Genomic DNA, 17,519 nt, shown 5'->3' on the forward strand with positions numbered 1-17,519 from the left:
CGAGCTGTTGCCGCACGTGGGCGGGGCAACTAGCCTTGCCCACGTGTCGGCTGCGCGAGATAACGTCCTGATCATTCATTGGCACGACCTGGGGCGACACCTCGCGAGTTACGGTGTCGCCGGGGTCAACAGCCCCCATCTCGACCGACTGGCGGCAGAAGGCATCCGGTTCACCGACGCACACGCGACGGCGCCGCTGTGCTCGCCTTCGCGCGGATCGCTCTTCTCGGGCAGGTATCCGCACAACAACGGTCTGATCGGGTTGGCGCACCACGGCTGGGAGTACCACGCGGAGGTGCAGACGCTCCCGCAGATCCTCTCCGACAACGGTTGGTACACCTCGCTGTTCGGCATGCAGCACGAGACTGCGTATCCGAAGCGACTGGGCTATCACGAGTACGACGTCACCAACTCGTTCTGCGACTACGTGGTTCCGCGTGCCCAGAACTGGCTACGACGCTTCCCGCCCGAGCCGTTCCTGCTCACCACGGGATTCTTCGAAACGCATCGCCCGTACCCCGCCGATCGCTATACCCCGGCGGACACCGCAGCCCTGGAGGTCCCCGGATACCTTCCGGACGTGCCACAGGTGCGCGAGGATCTGGCCGAATTCCACGGCAGCGTAGAGGTGGCCGACGCCGCGGTGGGGGAACTGCTCGCGACCCTCGAGGAAGAGGGGCTCGACGAGAACACCTGGGTCTTCTTCCTCACTGATCACGGCGCGGCGTTCCCGCGTGCCAAGTCGACGCTCTACGCCCCGGGTACCGGTATTGCCTTGATCGCTCGGCCTCCCGCGCGGTATCGCAGTGGCGGAAAGGAATACGAGACACTGTTCAGCGGTGTGGACCTTGTTCCGACCATTCTCGATCTGCTCGGAATCGACGTCCCCACCGAGGTGGAAGGGCGCTCGCACGCCGATGCCCTCGTCGACCGCGGAACCGAACCGTCCGAGCCCGTTCGTACCTCCTTGTTCACGGAGAAGACCTTTCACGACAGCTTCGATCCCATTCGTGCGGTGCGCACCAAGGACTACAGCTACATCGAGAACTACGCCGTCCGCCCCGCTCTGGATCTACCGCTCGACATCGAGGACAGTCTTTCCGGAAAGGCGCTCGGCACCGAGCATCTTGCGGTACGCGCACCCCGGGAGCTGTACGACCTTCGTGCCGACCCGGACGAGAAGATCAATCTGATCGATCGACCGGAAGTCTCGGCAATACAGGCGGAATTGTCCTCGCAGCTTCACACGTGGCGCGCCGAAACGGATGATCGTCTCCCGGACGAGGCATTGGGAAGCGCGATGGCGGTGCACCGCATGGCGGCGTACCTCGAGAAGATCGGTGTCCGACCCAACGTGCGGTCCGCCTACAGTGCGGACCGCGGTTACCTCGAGTCGGACACCGAAAACCCTTAGGTTCGTGCGGTCTCGCGCTCCTCCAACAATGCGATGACCCGCTCGACCAGCTCGTTGATGTCAGCGCCGGTTGTGTCGAATGCCAGGTCCGGATCCTCCGGCGTCTCGTAAGGCGCGTCGATTCCGGTGAGCCCCTTCAGTTCACCCGCCCGCGCACGTGCGTACAGGCCCTTGGGATCTCGACGTTCGCATTCTTCGACGGGAGTGGTGACGGCAACTTCGAGGAAGGTGAGCCCGGCAGCTTCGTTGAGAGCACGCGCAATTGCTCGATCCGAACGCAGCGGTGAGACCATCGACGCGATGGCAACGACGCCGGCGTCGGCGAACAGTCGAGTGAGATGCCCGACGCGCCGGATGTTCTCGGCCCGGTCTCCCGGCGAGAACCCGAGATCGTCGGAGATACCGTGGCGGACGTTGTCACCGTCCAGGAGATACGCGGTGCGTCCCGCGTCGACCAGCGCACGTTCGACAGCCACAGCGACGGTGGATTTTCCGGAGGCAGGAAGGCCGGTCAGCCAGATCGTCGCGCCCTTCTGGGTGGTAGACGCCCACCGCCGCTGACGTTCGAGTGAAGACGGATGCCACTTGATGTCGTTGCGTGTCTGCTCACCGGGAACGACGACGCGTGGCTCGAGAATGGTGCCGGCGCCGACGGTGTCGTTGCTCTGCTCGTCGATCAGGATGAAGGCGCCGGAGTCCCGATTGTGGTCGTAGGTGTCGGCGACCACCACGGAACTGGTTCGGAGCGTGACCGTTCCGATGTCGTTGAGCCCCAGTTCGACTGGGCTGTCCTGCTCGTCGAGCGTTTCAGGATCGAGACGGGTGTGCAGTTCTTGGACGGTCGCTCGCACGGTCCGGGACGTGTGTTTGAGCGCTATCCGATCGCCCGCGCGCAACGGTGTGTTGGACAACCAGCAGATCGTGGCTTCGAGTTCTCGGGCCAGAACCGGCAAATGAGCCTGCGCACCGCCGCTGACCAGAACGTCGCCACGTCCGACGTCGATGTCGTCGGCCAGTTCCACCGAAACCGACAGTGGTGCAACGGCAGTACTGCGGTTGTCGTCGAGAGTGTCCAGACTGATCACGGTGCTCTTCGATCCGGACGGCAGGACCACTACCTCGTCTCCGACGCTCAGTGTGCCTGCCGAAATCCGGCCGGTGTACCGGCGACGATTCTGCGGATCGGGGCGCGAAACCCATTGCACGGGAAGCCGAAGCTCCTCGATGTGCGTCGCGGGCGCATGGAGTTCGACGCCTTCGAGGTACTCGAGGAGCGTCGGCCCCTCGTACCACGCGGTGTTCTCGGACCGCGTCACGACATTGTCGCCGGCTTTCGCGGAGACCGGTATGGCGAGTACGTCCTCGCGTCCGACTTGCCGTGCCAAGGCCCGTAATTCTTCCTGCACCTGAGCGAATCTCGCTTCGTCGAAGTCCACCAGATCGATCTTGTTCACCACGGCTACAAGGTTCGGAACACCGAGCAGTGCGGCGATTCTGGCGTGCCGACGGGTCTGACGCAGCACGCCGGTCCTCGCGTCGACCAGCAGGACCGCTACGTGAGCATTGGATGCTCCGGTGAACATGTTGCGCGTGTAGCGTTCGTGCCCCGGGGTGTCGGCGAGTACGTAACTTCTGGTCGGAGTGGAGAAGAATCGGTACGCGACGTCGATCGTGATGCCCTGTTCACGCTCGGCACGTAGTCCGTCGGAGAGTGCAGCCAGGTCGGCGACACCGTGCTCGTCGGTGACGGAATCGAGGTGATCGGTTGGCAGACTGTCGGTGTCGTGCAACAGTCGGCCGATCAGCGTGCTCTTGCCGTCGTCGACGCTACCCGCCGTGGCCAGTCGCAGGAGTTGGCGAGTGATGGTGGTGGTCATCAGAAGTAGCCCTCACGCTTTCGGTCTTCCATCGCGGCGACCGACGTTCGGTCGTCTGCGCGAGTCTCGCCTCGTTCGGAAACCGTCGCGGCCGAGATTTCGGTGACGACGTCGTCGATGGTGGTGGCGTGCGATCGAACGGCGCCGGTGATGGTCAGATCGCCGACGGTTCGATATCGCACCCACTCGGTCGTTGCCGCGGCGTTCTCGGCGTCGGTGCTGAATTCGGAAGCAGCGAGGAGCATTCCGTCGCGCTCGAATACCCTCCGCTGGTGCGCGAAATAGATGGACGGCAGTTCCAGTTCCTCCTGGGCTATGTAGCGCCAGATGTCGAGCTCGGTCCAGTTGCTCAGCGGGAAGACACGAACGGACTCGCCGCGTCTGATCCGACCGTTGTAGAGCGACCACGGTTCGGCCCGTTGCGCTCGCGGGTCCCACTGGCCGAACTCGTCACGGAAGCTGAGGACTCTTTCCTTGGCGCGCGCACGTTCCTCGTCCCGGCGGGCGCCACCGAACGCGGCGTCGAACCTTCCAGCTTCGAGAGCGTCGAGCAGGGTTCTGGTCTGCAGGCGGTTTCGCGATCCGCTGGTCTCGGTCGACTCCTGCACTCTGCCCTGGTCGATCGAATCCTGAACGGAAGCAACCAGAAGTGTGTGCCCGCCCTCCTTGATTCGGCGGTCGCGAAATTCGATGACCTCCTCGAAATTGTGACCGGTGTCGACGTGCAGGACCGGGAAAGGGAGTGGGGAGGGCCGAAACGCCTTCTCGGCCAGACGAAGCAGGACTATCGAGTCCTTGCCGGCCGAGAAGAGCAGTACCGGTCTCTCGAGTTCTGCCACCACCTCTCGAATGATGTGAACCGCTTCGGATTCGAGAACTCGGAGTTCGTCGACAACATCGGTGACGGTGCTCATGTGACGGGATATCCGTTCTGTTCGGCGTCGATGCGATAACGCTGCACCCATTCGCGGGATCGTCCGTCGCTCTGACGACGCAGCGGCGGTGGCGGGGCCAGTTGTCCGTCGAGGCCGAGGGAGATGAGGGTTTTTGCGACCACGGACTGCGGGTCTTCGGTGAGATCGCGGAACCCGACTTCGATGGGAGAGATGTCCTCTTCCTCGAACCAGCGCTTCCATTGGCGTTCCTGCTCACCGAGAATCGTCACCAGGTGCGCGATTCCGACTGCGTTGTACTGCGCACCGTCCGAGAGATTCGGTGGAGTCGCGTCGTCGCGCCAAACCTGTGTCTGCACGGCGCGCCACATCGACACAGCTTGAGCGACGACATCTTCTCGATAGACGTGGATGAACTGCAGGTCGTGATCGAGGGTGTCGTGGAGTGCGGAACGTAGGTCCGTCCCACTGCGCCAGGGCAATCCGGCCGCGCGATCGAGTAGGAGCGGCGTCTGGTTCCACATCAGCTTGCCACCCCAGACTCCGTTGGGGGTTCGGCCGAGTTCGAGAAGTTGTGTGCGCCACTGTTCGGAGGTGCGAGTGTCCGGCGTGCCCGGGTGGAACGGGGCGAGCAGACCCAGGACGGACTCGTCCGTGACGTCTTCGAACCACTGCCTCGGTTGCGGCGATCGCGAGGTCTCGGGGAGGTACTGGAAGAACTCTTCCGGCTCACCCGCGACCCCGGTTGCTCGCAGGGATTCGACCAGCAAAGTACTGCCGCTGCGCTGCGAAGCGCAGACGAGAAACGAGCGTTGGGCCTCCGTCATGCGAGCAACGCTAAGGGGGGCCGGAAACCGCCGCAAGCTGGGAAAATAAACTCACGTAGAGGTTAAATCTCGACGTGAAACGTTAAATGTGCGGGTCACGAAATGTCGCGCTGAGGCACGTCTTACGCAGTTGTCGCAAGGGCCGCAGCAAGCCCGAATGCGATGGCCATGAAGACAACTTCACCGATGGCGCGACGCAAGGATCCGTCCGAACTCATGCGGTGTGCAGCGCTCGCGACCACCCATGTCCGGCGCCACCACCATCCCAAGGCGACGAGCAGTCCGATCGCCACGATCTTGGCGAGGATCACCCGGCCGTATGCGGTGTCGTAGAAGGCGGAGAGTGAGTCGAGTCGCACGACGGCGTTGACGATACCGGTGACGACCAGCGCGAGGACGCATCGCCATGCGAGAGCGGAGTACTTGGGCAACCAGATCGCCCAGGCACCGCGCGACGGTACGGCAAGCGCGAGTGCGGCGAGCACGCCGAACCACAAGGCCGCAGCGAGGACGTGAACGGCGTCGAGGATCGATCCGAAGCTCTGCTGCGCCATGTGCCCGGTGATCGGGCGGGCAGCGAGCGCCAACGCGGAGACGACCAATGCCGGTGCGACGGGCACCGTCTCGGGATTGGTGAATCCGTAGATGCCGTAACAGACGACGGCAAACGCGCACGCGATGATCGCGACGCCGACGCGGCCGACGTTGACCTCGGAGACGAATGCGCCGAAGTGCCCGATGGTCAGCGAGGTGACCGGGGCGCCGTCGGCCGCTGCGGCATTGAGCACGAGGAGCGTGATCTCGGCGACGAGCCACACTGCTGCCACCGCGGTGAGCTGAGTCCACATGACGGCGGGGGTTGTCGCCGGGCGGCGTTCACTGCGGCCCATCCAGGCGAGCGTCGCGATGCCGAGCGTCAACGAACCACATCCGATCGCGAGAACGCGGACCGTGCTCGACGATTCGGGTCCCGACGGGCTGGCGAGGCCCCAGGCGATCAGGACTCCCAGCAGAGCTGTGGGTACGGCAAACAGCAACCACCACCTGTTTGCCGTACCCGTCACGCGATCAGCTCGACTTCGGCTTACGGAGCACGAAGAACAGCGCACCGCCGAACACGACGACGCCGGCGACGATGAAGATCCACACCGGCATGCTGCCGGGCTCCGACTCACCCGTACTCGACGCGGCGGCAGCGCCGGGAGTGCCCGACCCCGCCTCGGTGAGGGTGAACGTCAGGGTTCCGTTGACGGGGTGACCGTCAGCGGAGGTGACGCGGTACGCGATGGTGTAGACGCCGGTCGGCCCGAGATCGCCGAGGTCTGCACTGACAGTGGGTCCTTCGACGGACGGATCGCTCTTGGTCCAGAGGTTGCCGTCGGGACCGGTGACGGTCAGCGCCGCGAACTGCGCCTGCAGAGCCTCGTTGAACGTGACCGAAACCGTGTCAGGCGCAACTTGAATGGACGCACCGTTTTCCGGGTTGGAGCCGACCACCGCGGAGTGTGCACTGGCCGTGCCCATTCCGAGCATCGTGGCCAGCATCGCGAGCATGCCGACGGCGATGACCTTGATCCGGGTACTCATCAGCGCTTGCTCCTGACCAGTGCGCCGAGGCCGAGTGCAGCGCCCAACGCGCCGAGCACGAGGCCGACGCCGCCGAGCCAGCGGGCAGTGTTGTCCGACGAAGAGTCAGAGGCTTCGGATGCGGCGGACGTCTCGGCAGTGTTATCGGCAGCAGGCGCTCCGTGAGCATCGCCGGTGGATGCGGCGAGAGTCAGCGTCGGCGCGGGCTTGTCCGGCTCGCTGCCGTCGGCAAGTTCTTCCTGATCCCAGTTGACGACGTTGCCGTCGCTGTACGTCTGCACGGCCTTGAACTCGACCTCTTCCTGCTCGGGCAGCGGGCCGGCGGAAAGGACGAACTGCTGGAACTGGCCGGGGGCGATTCCGACGCCGGGGTCGGCCGTCCAGGTCACGGACTTCGCGACCAGCGAGGTGGGGTCCTTCTCGACGACGGCGGTCCAACCGGGCATCGGTTCGGTGCGTGCCGACTTGAGGTCGGGGAGGGCCACCGTCAGCTTGGTGGTCGAAGCGGTGTCGGATTCGGTGGGCACGCGGAACGTGAGAACGGAGTATCCGCCCTGCGTAGCTCCTGGTGCGACGACGCTGACGTGTGCTGAAGCAATTCCGGCGGCCAGCAGCACAGCGCTGCCGGTAGCGACGGTCGTGACAACCGCACGCGAAATCAGGGTGTTCTTCATGTCGGGGAGTGTCCTCTTGGTCTGGTGAAGGGGTGGGGAGTTCTACGAATCTTCAGACCAGGGCAGGAGGACCGCGCCGCGAGATGCTGGCGCGAAGTAGAGCGTCGACAGGTCCGTGATGGATTCCGGTCGAGACGGTGTGGCCGCGGGAAGTGACAGCGGCGGGAGCCAGAGACGCCAGGACGACGTGGAGAGCGTGGGTGACAACGCGGTAGAGGCGCTCGGCGGCCAGGACCGCCACCGCACAAGCGACGGTGGCACCGGCGTGAGCACCGAGCATCACCAACCCCGGAGCGGGCGAATGAGCGTGCTCGGAGAGCGTCATGGTGGTGTGCGCGGCCAACTGACCCAGACCCAGAGCAACGATCAAGGCAGCGGGCCCCCGTGAGAGGGCGGGAAGGGTGGCCGTCACGGCGCCGACGGTTGCGCAGACGGCGAGCAACAGGGTCAGCGACGACGACTGTGGCAGCTCGCCTCCGCCGATCCCGTGCGCGGCGACAGCGAGAGCAGCCGAAGCGGAACCGACAGCTGTCCCCCGGAGGGTCGCGGTCTGCTCGGCTGCTCTCACTGGCGTTCTCAGGTCTAGCGCACGCCGAGACGTGCGAGCAGATCTGCTTCGACGCCGTCGAGTTCGGAAGAAATCGCCTGGTGAGCTGCCTTACGGCGAGCCTGCGGCATCTGCTCGGCAGCGCGAACTGCCGTGCTGAGGTCGCCGAGGCGCTCACGGATGGCGGCGGCGAAACGCTGCGTCTCCGCGTCGTCGGGCTTGCGGCTGAGGATCTCGGTGACCGAGCTCTCGGCACCGGCGATACGAGCGCTCAACTTCGCGCCGTGACCGGTGTAGTCACCGAGCTGGTCTACGGCGATGCCCATCTTCTGTGCACGCGTGGTGTCGAGCTGGGCGCGCACCGCCGTGGCTGCGCGGTAGGCGATCGGCAGGAGAACGGGGGCAAGCAGACGTGCCACTCCCAGGTACTTACGCACCTTGGCGACGGTCAGGCCCTGATTCGCAGCGGCCTTCTCCTGCGCCTTCAGGGTCGCGATCTGCGCCTTTTCGATCTTGTGCTGTGACTCGATCTCGGCTTTCTCCAGCTTCTTGAGCGACTTGGTCTCGACCTTGTCGCGCTTACGCTGGCTCTTGGCGTTGAGCTTCGCCTCGACCTCAGCCTTGTGCTTGAGAGCCTTTGCCTCCGCCTTGCGGGTGGCACGAGACTTTCGCTTCTTGAACAACCCCATCGAAAAGGACCCCGTTTCCAGGTGTTTGTGTGTTGCCAGGTACCTGCGCTTCGGCTTCAGCCTAGGGGAGCACATAATCTTCGTCATCGTGTGTTCCGTTAACAACCCCGCGCCCCAGCTCCCGATCATCGATTCGGGGGCGTTGACCCGATGCCGTCATCGGGTGCGTCTGGACGGGTTGTTTCCCGGGAAATCGGCTTCGGAACCCGTCGACACCGGCGTCAAGCAGCGCCAGGATGCCGCGATCGCGAAGCGCGCGGAGATCGCCGAACTCGTGATCGGCGCTGCTCCCGAGCGTTGGGTGAAGATCAACCCTGATCAATCGGCGTCGGCTCAGGCTCGCGACACCTTGGCTGCCTGTGAGGCCGGCGCAGACCGGATCTGGGGCGCGGTCTTGCCGGTCGAGCGCGACACCGGACGCAAGGGCCGCTGCGAAATGCTCATCCGTGACGACGAGGGTGGCGGGTACATCCCCGTCATTGTCGTCAATCACAAGGTGACCGATCCCGGCCAGGGCGCGATCACCTCGGGGCTCTTCGAATGGGAGCCCGCGGCCGATCCCAAACGCAAGGTCCGCAGTCAGGTCCGCGATCAGATGCGCGTCGCGCAGGTCTATCGGATGCTCGAGCGTCGTGGGCTGGCGAGCCCGTCGCTGACGGCAGGCGCGATCGGATACAACGGAGACTGCATCCTCGTCCACGACCTCAGCGCGATTCTCGACGATTACGACGAGCGTTTCGCCGACCGTATCGCTGTGGCCCGCGGTGAGGTGCTGACGTCTCCGTCACAGGTGAGCGAGTGCAAGTCGTGCCCGTGGTGGACCGAATGCAAGCAGGAATTGGTCCGCAACCGCGACGTCAGCCTCGTCGCTGTCGGATCGCGGGCCGAGCTTCTGCGCGACGTCGGCTGCAACACGATCGATCAGCTGGCCGCCTGGGACGGCGAGCCGCTCGAAGATTGGCCGCACGGAAATTTCGACGACGCAGTAGTGATCGCCAAGGCGTGGTTGGCAGATGCTCCGTTGGTGCGGCGGTTCGAGAAGATCTCGGTGACTCGGGCGGACATCGAGATCGACGTCGACATGGAGAGCTATCAGGAGCACGGCGCCTACCTGTGGGGGACGTTGCTCAATGTCGGTGGCTTCTCGATGTATCGAGGATTTGCGACGTGGGATCCGTTGCCGGCACGTGATGAGGCGCGGTCGTTCGCAGAGTTCTGGGGCTGGCTGATGGCGGAACGTGCCGCAGCCGCCGCTTCGGGTAAAACCTTTGCCGCGTACTGCTATTCGCGTTCGGCCGAGGACAAATGGTTGTTGGACTCGGCGCGCAGGTTTGCCGGTGAACCCGGGATTCCGAGTAAGGACGAGATCCGCGAATTCATCGACAGTCCGCAGTGGGTCGACATTTATCAAGCGGTGAGTGATCAGTTCATCTGCCCGAACGGCAAGGGACTCAAGAAGATTGCTCCCGTCGCCGGCTTCAACTGGCGTGACGCCGAGGCTGGTGGTGAAGCGTCGATGGCGTGGTACCGCGAGGCGGTCGGCTACGACGGTGAGCCGGACGAGACGCAGCGGACACGCATCCTGCAGTACAACGAGGACGACGTCATTGCCACCAAGGTCCTCCGTGAGTGGATGACGGACCGCGCGGAGAAGGAAATTCCACTCGCCTCGGACCTGTAAGCCGGCGGCCTCGACGTATACTTGGCCGACGTTGCACGAGTCAGGGGGGCTGACTCGTACGTCCGAGGGGGGATCGTGGGTACGTTTGCGACAGATATCGCTGAATTGAAAAGCTTGGGCGGGGTGCTGCACGGGCTCGCGGATGAAGCTGGTCGGCTGAGCGTGGGACCGTCGGCCGGTGCTCCTCCCGCCACTGGTGGCACCTTTGCCCCCATGGCGACTGGGCCCTTGCTCGGGAATTCCTCTTTTGCGCCTGCGAATACGGTGCTGACCTCTTTTCTCGAAGCATCAGCGATCTCGCACGAGCTTTTCGAGGGTTTGCTGGTTCCCTCATTGCGGGAACGGTTGGGCGAGACCGGCGACATCATGATCAACGTCGCCGAAAAGTTCCGCAGTCGTGACGAGCAGTCTGCTGCCGAACTTGCCACCACTTACACCGACGCCACAGGCGCCTGGGTCGCCCAGGAACCCACCGCATGACCCCGACGCGTGCACAGATCGAATCGTGGGATCCAGCGTCGCTCACTGCTATTGCCGACGCCTGGATTGCCCTGGGCAGCAAGGCGGAAGATCTCTTTTCCCGGTACCTCAGCAGTGTTACCACCGTGCACGGCGCTTACTGGGAAGGGGAGACCGCGGAAGCGGCTCAGGACAGGGCCGCCGCAGACAGGAAGACGGCTGGCGAGGTTGTCGATGCTATCGAAGCTCTGGCAAAAACCGCACAGCAAGGCTTTCACGAGATCGACGCTCCCTTGCAGCGGGCCCGAATGGCTGTTCTTGCAGCAGAAGCGGATGGATTTGTGGTCTCGGACGCGCTTCTGCTCACGGACACCGCGGCCGAACCGGACGCCGCCCGTATTGCCCTGATGGTCGAACGGCAACGTGAGCTGACCGACGCTGCAAATGCCACCGAAAATGCGGACAACACTGTGCGAAGCTCGCTGGCCGGCGCCCGTGACGGGCTACGTGTGACATTCGTATCCGCAGTTACCTCGGGTGGGGAACAGGGTAAGAGTGATTCTGACGCTCTGGCAACGCATCCGGCGTCGATGACGCCGGAACAATTGCAGCGGATCACGGAAACCGGCCACCTGACACCGGAACAGGCTACGGCGTTGGAGCGGGGTGAAACTGCGACAATCCCGGCGTCGCAGATGGAATACCTCAATCAGCTGGGAAGATCACTGGATGGGAAATCGCCCCAGGAGATCGAAGACCTGCTCTCGAAGTTGCCGCCCGATGCGCAGGCTGCGGTCGCAAACTCGCTGCAGATACTGTCCAACGAGAACGTCAGCGCGACGGTCGAGGGTGATCCGGACGTTCCGACCAAGGGCGGTCTGAACCTTCTACCCGACATGATGCGAGAGTCTCTGACTCGGGATGACTTGGTGGTAAACAGCTTTGAAGTAGCCGGCGGATCCGGCCTGCCCAGCATTGCACTCAACGGCGTTGCCGACAATCAGGCGATTGCCGACATCGTTTCGATGGGCGACAATCAGTACAAAAGCGGTAGTGCCCTCGACAGTGCGCTTCTCGATGTGGGGCAGAAGTACCTGGATGCGCAGGTTGCTCATGAACAGAACCCGGAAAACAAGTTCGAGTACTTCATGGTCGATGGGCGTGGTACGCAGGACATGGCGATCACCGAGCAGATCTTCGCCGCTGTGGGAGATGACAAGATTGCCGTAGATGCCGCCGTGAACAATCCGGAATCCGGCAACGGATTTGTGCAGGATGTACTGTCGCACAACTGGACTGACGACGGTAAAGCTGCATCGACGCTCTTCGATTTCTCTGATGGTGATGCCAGAGTCGAAAACCCGAATGATCCCACCGACGTGGCTACGGCAACTCGTGCCGGCAGCATCATGTCGGCTGTCGGGGAGGCGGTCAGTACCGACGAAGCGTGGAAGTTGCTCTCCAACATTCCCGAAGCCGGCAGCCAATCGGCCGGTCAGCTCAATCCAGATCTGTTGCAAACAGTTTCACGCAGCATGAGCCCATACATCTTGGATCTTGCTGGGGCCAATCCGGAATATCTCCCTGGCTTCGACACTGCTGGATGGATTGATCCAGATGGAATGCGCCACTTCCAGGGTTCGGCAAACGTCTTCGCACTGATGAATACCGACGAAACGGCTGGTACGGACTTTACGCAAGCGGCGTATCAGGAGATGCTTGCGAAGCAAGGTGCGTACGCACTCGACCCGATGCATCCGAGCTCAACCAATAACCTGGATACGGCAGGAAGGGTTGCAGCGCTGACCGACCGAGGATTGCAGCTCGGCATCCAGGACGGCTACGACGATCAGGCCAGACAGGCTGCCGAAATATATGCGCGCAAGAACAATGCGTACGGAGCCATGATGAGTCTTGGAACCTTCGGTATTGGAAACCTACCTGGCGGGGATCTCATGAACGCCATGATCGGAGCCGGTGGAGATCCGTTTAAGGAGTCGATTATTGGTGCACAACCTTCAGGGGCAGAGGTGGCGACGATCGGTGGGTTTGATTCGGTGAGACAGTCTTACAACATCCTGAATGCTGCAGATTTACCAGCTGATTTCGTGGATACGTACAGATGGGCCTTCGATGAGGATAGAAATCTGCGCCCCTGGTACGAAGTGCAGTCCGGGGCGCTGGGAATGAACGAAATATCCGGTGATTTCCTGACGATGTTTTCCATGTTCGGTAACCCTCGCGATGGACATGACGACAGAATGCAAGATGCGTATGACGCGGTGGTGTGGAATGCGCACTAGTCGGATTGTGTCTGCGGTGTTGGCGATGATGTGTGTCGCTGGCAGTTCGGCGTGCGGCGGTGGCGGTTCGGAGGCTCCCGCTGAGGTCGTTCCGGTACGTGAGTTTCCGTATACGACGGTGTGGTCTGCGAGTCCGGGTGTCGATTTGTTCGGTCGCGGGGCAGAGTTGATTCGCGCGGCGGAGGAAGCGGCCGTCTACACGTTTGTTGTCGGGCCGGAGGCTGAGTTTCCGGGCTATTTTGATGCGGTTCGTGACAGCGACATCGGATTGTTTCCTGCTGATCACGATTTTCGTACCGAGAACGGCAAGTACCTTCAGGACAGATATACCTGGTTCCGCAATATCGTCGACTATTCAGCGGATGCCGGTCGGGTGTCGGCGACGGTGTGTACTTACCGCGTGTACGAGGACCCGGCGAAATACCGGAGTGACATCGTTCTTCATGTTGCGGTGCGTATCGCTCTGGTCAATACCTCGGACGTGCCGGGTCGTGCGGGGATTGTCGACACTGATGCGGCTGCGCGTGATCCGCGTGCGCAGCATCCGCCGTCCTGGAACGTCTTCGGAACGTGGAACATTGTCGATTACACATCATTTCTCACCAATGAAACCCCGCAAGGGTGCATCGATTGGTGGAAGCAGGAATTCCCGATGTTTACCGCAGATAGACTCGGGAGTAGAGCGCTGATTTCGCCTCCTGGTTTTGTCATGCCGACGATGCCGGTGGCCGTGCAGTATCCGGAGTGGATCGGTCCGGCGAATGTGCCATAGTCGGCCCACTCGCTCCTGGCACAGCAGATGCCGGCATCGATTTGTTCTCGCGTGAATCGGAACTGCCGCGAGCAGCGTTCGAGCTTGTACTGTGCGCCTTTATTAACCGCGGGCGGTTAATAAAGGCGCACAGCAGGGAAGTTAGCGCGGCGCCATGCGCAGTGCGCCGTCCATGCGGATGGTCTCGCCGTTGAGGTAGTCGTGCTCGACGATCATCTGCGCGAGCTGCGCGTACTCGGACGGCTGGCCCAGGCGCGACGGGAACGGAACGCCGGCCTCGAGGCCCTTGCGGTACTCGTCGGTGACGCCTGCGAGCATCGGGGTGTCGATGATGCCGGGAGCGATCGTGTTGACGCGGATGCCGAACTGCGCAAGGTCACGGGCAGCCGGAACCGTCATGCCGTGCACGCCGCCCTTGGAGGCGGAGTACGCGATCTGGCCGATCTGGCCTTCGAAGGCAGCAACGGAAGCGGTGTTGATGACGACGCCGCGCTGGCCCGACTCGTCGACGGCCTCGGTCTTGGCGATGGCGTCGGCGGCCAGGCGCATGACGTTGAAGGTGCCGAGCAGGTTGACGGTGATGACCGTGCGGAACAGCTCGAGGTCGTGCGGACCCTTCTTGGACAGGATGCGTCCGGCCCAGCCGACACCGGCACAGTTGACGACGATGCGCAGCGGGGAGCCCGACTCGACGATCTGGTTGATCGCTGCTTCGACCTCTTCGCCGCTGGTCACGTCGGTGGGGATGAGGGTGACGCCGGCGGGGACGTTGTCGCCTGCGCGCTCGATCGACGCGGGCAGATCCAGGCCGAAGACGGTAGCGCCGGCGTCGGCGAGGCGCTTGGCTGTTGCGGCGCCGAGGCCTGATGCCGCTCCGGTGACCAGTGCTGCGGTTCCCTTGATTTCCACTTCGTGTGCTCCTCGAGTTAGCGATCGGTAAGGCGGTGGTACGTGTCGAGAACCATAACGCGAGGGTGTATGTGAGGGCGAACGCGCGAGACCCGCGTAGGGCTGGGTACCTTGGACGCGAGGTCTGAGAGCAAAGCACCGGACGAGAGGGGACCTGCGTGAGCAAGGCGCCTGTGCGTCCCGCCGCTTCTGTCGAGAATTTCGAGCGGTTGCAGCGCGACCCGCTCTTCGAAGATCTTGCCGAGCTGATTGCCGAGGTTCTCTCCTACGCGTTCGACGCTCCGGCCGCCGTCGAGATCGAACAGTGGACGATCAGTTGCCTGCCGTCGACCAACCGATCCGCGGAGCGCCATCGCTTGTTCACGCTCAATATCGGTCCGATGGAGATTCTGAGCGTCGAGTGCCATCTGGTCGGCGGTAAGCCGATCGAGCACGTCATGTCCGTGTACGTATCCAGTTCGGCACTGGAATCGCGAACCGGCTGCAGCATCGAAGAACTCGATGCCAAGCACGATCTGGTCGCCATCAGACGCACCGAGTTGGCGTCCGCCGACGGCGACGGGACCGTGATCGACTGCAGTCTCGAGGACTCGGATGCGTTGGAACAGTTCGCCCAACTGCCCGTCGACATGACGACGGTTCGTCCGCTCGCGGAGCATCTTGTTGCCAAGGGCAAGGGCCCATTTCGGCAGTATCACAACGCCGGGTTCGCCAAATATGTACTGGAAAGGTCGCTCGACCATGCTTGATCAGTTGCCCATCCGACTCCCGCGTGTGCTGCGAGACGGGGACGATGCCGGCGCGGTCGACGTGCTGCAGGAATATTTCACGAGGCCGCTCCGAAAGACCGGTTATCTCCGAACCGGTGCGTTGTGGGATTCCTGGGATCCCAGTGGCAATCGCGATCGTGATGCGAACATCTTCACCGCGGAAGATCTTGTTGCGGTGACTCTTCTGTCGGTTCAGGTTCCGGCGCAAGGAGCCTTCTTCCTGCTCGGGGAGAACAATGCCGAACTGAACCGACTCCTGGCGGACGTGGGCCCGGATCGCGATCTGTCGAACGAACCCGATCCCTTCACTCCGGAATCCCCGGTGTGGCGGTTGGAGACGGCGCTTCGAGAGATTCACGGCGTCGGGCGAACCATGGCGTCCAAACTGATCGCGCGCAAGCGTCCGCGACTCTTCCCGATCTACGACGACGTCATCGGGCGGGAGTTGGGAACGAAGTCGGCCCACCTGGAACCCGTTCGCGTAGCCATGCGGGAAGACGAGTTGCAGAGTCGACTCCTCGATCTACGTGCACGAGCAGGTCTCGACGAATCCGTTCCGGTCATCAGGGTGTTGGACGTGCTGGCGTGGATGCAGGGTAAGGGATACAAACCGGCACTCTAGCTTTCTTGTCGGTGAGTGGGTTTATTGTCGAATGTATGTTCGATAACGGATCGACGGGCGGTGTGGGCACATCCGTCGATGACGGCCGTCCTGTCGTCGACCCACTCGTGTTGCCGGACATGCTCTTTGCGACGGCGCAGAGCGAGAACATGCTTGCCGCGCAAAAGGTGCTCGGTGCATCCATGTTGTCGGAGTCGCGATTCAACGCCGAACTCGACGTGTCCGGTGATGTCGACAAGGCGTGGCGGATCGCATGCAACGAGATCGCGGTCATGCTCACGTGCTCGCGTCGTACTGCCGAAGTCCACATCGAGATCGGTGATGCCCTACGGGAGTTCCTTCCGCTCACCAAGGCCGCCTTCGCTGCCGGCGAGCTGGACTATGCGCGTGTGCGCAAGATTGTCGACGGACTCACCGGGGCCGACCCGGAGGCGATCGCAGCGCTCGAGCGCCGGGTACTTGCCTCGGCGCACCGTCTTCCGCCCGGGCAACTGGAGCGCGACATCGAGCGCCAGCTTTTTGCCTACGATCCGGATGCTGCCGCCGAACGTCGCCGGAAGATGCTGGAACACCGCGATGTTCGCACGCGTGCAGACCGTCACGGACTCGCCCAGTTGCAGGCAACACTCAGCGCGAACGAGGCTGTCGAAGCGCTTGGCCTGATCAACGAGGCCGCCGGAAGCGTCTGCAACCACGATCCACGAAATGTCTCGACCCGTAGGGCCGACGCACTGGTAGCTCTGCTGCACGGCGAACAGGGGCTGACTTGTCAGTGTGGCAGCGAAACGTGCGAGGCAGCATCCACAGCAGCTCGATCAACTGCGCCCTCAAGTAGGAAGCCGGTGTTGCACATCGTGTGTGATCTGGCGACGCTCCTCGGATTGACGTCAGATCCCGCGAGCATCGACGGATACGGGCCGATCGATCCTGATTTTGCTCGCGAGCTCGCCGCTGATTCCACCTGGCAGGCCTTGTTCGTCGATTTCCGCGCCCAGGCCGCGGGGAACCGACCGCGTCGGCAGCATGCTCCGACTGTCCTGCCGCTTGTCACCCGACGTGATCGCCCAAGTCACGAACCGAACGGCTGCGGGGATCGGATTCGGGCAATGCAACGGTTGGTCGCGCGATCCCCGGACATCGTTCGAAGATCGGATGGGCATGGCGCCCAGCACGATCCACCTCCCGGCGCGCTGACCTATGCTCCGGGAGCGGCTCTGGCCGCATTGGTGCGGGCCGTCGACGGTCACTGCCGGTTCCCTGGTTGTTCGGTGCCCGCGAACAGGTGCCAACTCGACCACATCACCGAGTTCGATCCTTCCGATCCGAGACGTGGAGGGTGGACCATTGTGAGCAACCTCCAATGCCTGTGTCGTCATCACCATCAGGTGAAGACATACAGGTTGTGGACACCGGTGATGCTGGAGGACCGTGCCATTCACTGGACCGATAAAACCAGCGGGTTGACGGCGGTCACGGTTCCGGAGAGGATCTGACC

General features: G+C 62.9%; 17 protein-coding genes. 8 read left to right on the forward strand and 9 right to left on the reverse strand.

Annotation, left to right across the window (positions count from 1 at the left end; translation table 11 throughout):
* Window positions 1–43: 43 nt before the first annotated feature.
* Window positions 44–1,414, forward strand: a complete 1,371-nt coding sequence (locus tag RWT78_RS01200; protein ID WP_003944134.1) for a sulfatase — start codon at window positions 44–46, stop codon at window positions 1,412–1,414.
* Here the strand turns inward: RWT78_RS01200 and cysC are convergent.
* The 8 genes from cysC to RWT78_RS01240 all read right to left on the reverse strand — a co-directional run bounded on the left by cysC (window position 1,411) and on the right by RWT78_RS01240 (window position 8,508).
* Window positions 1,411–3,291, reverse strand: coding sequence for an adenylyl-sulfate kinase (cysC, locus tag RWT78_RS01205; RefSeq protein ID WP_003944183.1), 1,881 nt, complete (start codon window positions 3,289–3,291; stop codon window positions 1,411–1,413). The genes RWT78_RS01200 and cysC overlap by 4 nt on opposite strands.
* Window positions 3,291–4,205 (reverse strand): sulfate adenylyltransferase subunit CysD, encoded by a 915-nt coding sequence (gene cysD / locus RWT78_RS01210; protein ID WP_047272728.1) that lies wholly within the window; start codon window positions 4,203–4,205, stop codon window positions 3,291–3,293. Before cysD ends, cysC begins: the two co-directional genes overlap by 1 nt.
* A complete protein-coding gene (locus RWT78_RS01215; protein WP_007735934.1) occupies window positions 4,202–5,011 on the reverse strand; it encodes a trehalose 2-sulfotransferase in 810 nt (269 codons plus the stop codon). Before RWT78_RS01215 ends, cysD begins: the two co-directional genes overlap by 4 nt.
* A gap of 122 nt (window positions 5,012–5,133) precedes the next feature.
* Window positions 5,134–6,075 (reverse strand): copper resistance D family protein, encoded by a 942-nt coding sequence (locus RWT78_RS01220; RefSeq protein WP_003944164.1) that lies wholly within the window; start codon window positions 6,073–6,075, stop codon window positions 5,134–5,136.
* Window positions 6,076–6,079: 4 nt separating this feature from the next.
* Window positions 6,080–6,598, reverse strand: a complete 519-nt coding sequence (locus tag RWT78_RS01225) for a copper resistance protein CopC (protein ID WP_314673435.1) — start codon at window positions 6,596–6,598, stop codon at window positions 6,080–6,082.
* Window positions 6,598–7,272 (reverse strand): YcnI family protein, encoded by a 675-nt coding sequence (locus RWT78_RS01230; RefSeq protein WP_314673436.1) that lies wholly within the window; start codon window positions 7,270–7,272, stop codon window positions 6,598–6,600. The genes RWT78_RS01225 and RWT78_RS01230 overlap by 1 nt, the downstream gene beginning before the upstream one ends.
* Window positions 7,273–7,324: 52 nt before the next feature.
* A complete protein-coding gene (locus RWT78_RS01235; RefSeq protein ID WP_003944165.1) occupies window positions 7,325–7,840 on the reverse strand; it encodes a hypothetical protein in 516 nt (171 codons plus the stop codon).
* A gap of 14 nt (window positions 7,841–7,854) precedes the next feature.
* Window positions 7,855–8,508, reverse strand: a complete 654-nt coding sequence (locus RWT78_RS01240; protein WP_003944178.1) for a DUF6474 family protein — start codon at window positions 8,506–8,508, stop codon at window positions 7,855–7,857.
* Window positions 8,509–8,632: 124 nt separating this feature from the next.
* Between RWT78_RS01240 and RWT78_RS01245 the strand changes: the two genes are divergently transcribed.
* The 4 genes from RWT78_RS01245 (at window position 8,633) to RWT78_RS01260 (ending at window position 13,723) form a co-directional block, all read left to right on the forward strand.
* On the forward strand, window positions 8,633–10,189 hold the full coding sequence (locus RWT78_RS01245; protein WP_314673453.1) for a TM0106 family RecB-like putative nuclease: 1,557 nt from the start codon (window positions 8,633–8,635) through the stop codon (window positions 10,187–10,189).
* Between the two features lie 75 nt (window positions 10,190–10,264).
* Entirely contained in the window at window positions 10,265–10,669 is a 405-nt protein-coding gene (locus RWT78_RS01250) for a hypothetical protein (protein ID WP_314673437.1), read from the forward strand.
* A complete protein-coding gene (locus tag RWT78_RS01255; protein ID WP_314673438.1) occupies window positions 10,666–12,951 on the forward strand; it encodes a hypothetical protein in 2,286 nt (761 codons plus the stop codon). The genes RWT78_RS01250 and RWT78_RS01255 overlap by 4 nt, the downstream gene beginning before the upstream one ends.
* A gap of 145 nt (window positions 12,952–13,096) precedes the next feature.
* Window positions 13,097–13,723 carry a hypothetical protein gene (locus RWT78_RS01260; RefSeq protein ID WP_314673439.1) on the forward strand — a complete coding sequence of 209 codons (627 nt, stop codon included), beginning with the start codon at window positions 13,097–13,099 and terminating at the stop codon, window positions 13,721–13,723.
* A gap of 141 nt (window positions 13,724–13,864) precedes the next feature.
* Here the strand turns inward: RWT78_RS01260 and RWT78_RS01265 are convergent, their stop codons facing one another.
* Window positions 13,865–14,632, reverse strand: coding sequence for an SDR family NAD(P)-dependent oxidoreductase (locus tag RWT78_RS01265; protein ID WP_003944195.1), 768 nt, complete (start codon window positions 14,630–14,632; stop codon window positions 13,865–13,867).
* 158 nt (window positions 14,633–14,790) lie between these two features.
* Between RWT78_RS01265 and RWT78_RS01270 the strand changes: the two genes are divergently transcribed.
* The 3 genes from RWT78_RS01270 to RWT78_RS01280 are packed head-to-tail and all read left to right on the forward strand — an operon-like array spanning window position 14,791 to window position 17,517.
* Window positions 14,791–15,381, forward strand: coding sequence for a hypothetical protein (locus RWT78_RS01270; RefSeq protein ID WP_054188683.1), 591 nt, complete (start codon window positions 14,791–14,793; stop codon window positions 15,379–15,381).
* On the forward strand, window positions 15,374–16,024 hold the full coding sequence (locus RWT78_RS01275) for a DUF6308 family protein (protein WP_314673440.1): 651 nt from the start codon (window positions 15,374–15,376) through the stop codon (window positions 16,022–16,024). The genes RWT78_RS01270 and RWT78_RS01275 overlap by 8 nt, the downstream gene beginning before the upstream one ends.
* Window positions 16,025–16,059: 35 nt before the next feature.
* Window positions 16,060–17,517: a DUF222 domain-containing protein gene (locus RWT78_RS01280; protein WP_314673441.1), complete on the forward strand. Its 1,458-nt coding sequence runs from the start codon at window positions 16,060–16,062 to the stop codon at window positions 17,515–17,517.
* Window positions 17,518–17,519: the final 2 nt, after the last annotated feature.

The organism is uncultured Rhodococcus sp., from assembly GCF_963525155.1.
In the GTDB taxonomy this organism is placed as follows: Bacteria; Actinomycetota; Actinomycetes; order Mycobacteriales; family Mycobacteriaceae; genus Rhodococcus_F; species Rhodococcus_F qingshengii.

Bases quoted from the DNA above. Each gene is read 5' to 3' on its own strand.
- RWT78_RS01225 (WP_314673435.1), bottom strand. From the start codon at position 6,598: ATGAGTACCCGGATCAAGGTCATCGCCGTCGGCATGCTCGCGATGCTG.
- RWT78_RS01280 (WP_314673441.1), top strand. From the start codon at position 16,060: ATGTTCGATAACGGATCGACGGGCGGTGTGGGCACATCCGTCGATGAC.
- RWT78_RS01215 (WP_007735934.1), bottom strand. From the start codon at position 5,011: ATGACGGAGGCCCAACGCTCGTTTCTCGTCTGCGCTTCGCAGCGCAGC.
- cysC (WP_003944183.1), bottom strand. From the start codon at position 3,291: ATGACCACCACCATCACTCGCCAACTCCTGCGACTGGCCACGGCGGGT.
- RWT78_RS01230 (WP_314673436.1), bottom strand. From the start codon at position 7,272: ATGAAGAACACCCTGATTTCGCGTGCGGTTGTCACGACCGTCGCTACC.
- cysD (WP_047272728.1), bottom strand. From the start codon at position 4,205: ATGAGCACCGTCACCGATGTTGTCGACGAACTCCGAGTTCTCGAATCC.
- RWT78_RS01275 (WP_314673440.1), top strand. From the start codon at position 15,374: ATGCTTGATCAGTTGCCCATCCGACTCCCGCGTGTGCTGCGAGACGGG.
- RWT78_RS01255 (WP_314673438.1), top strand. From the start codon at position 10,666: ATGACCCCGACGCGTGCACAGATCGAATCGTGGGATCCAGCGTCGCTC.
- RWT78_RS01240 (WP_003944178.1), bottom strand. From the start codon at position 8,508: ATGGGGTTGTTCAAGAAGCGAAAGTCTCGTGCCACCCGCAAGGCGGAG.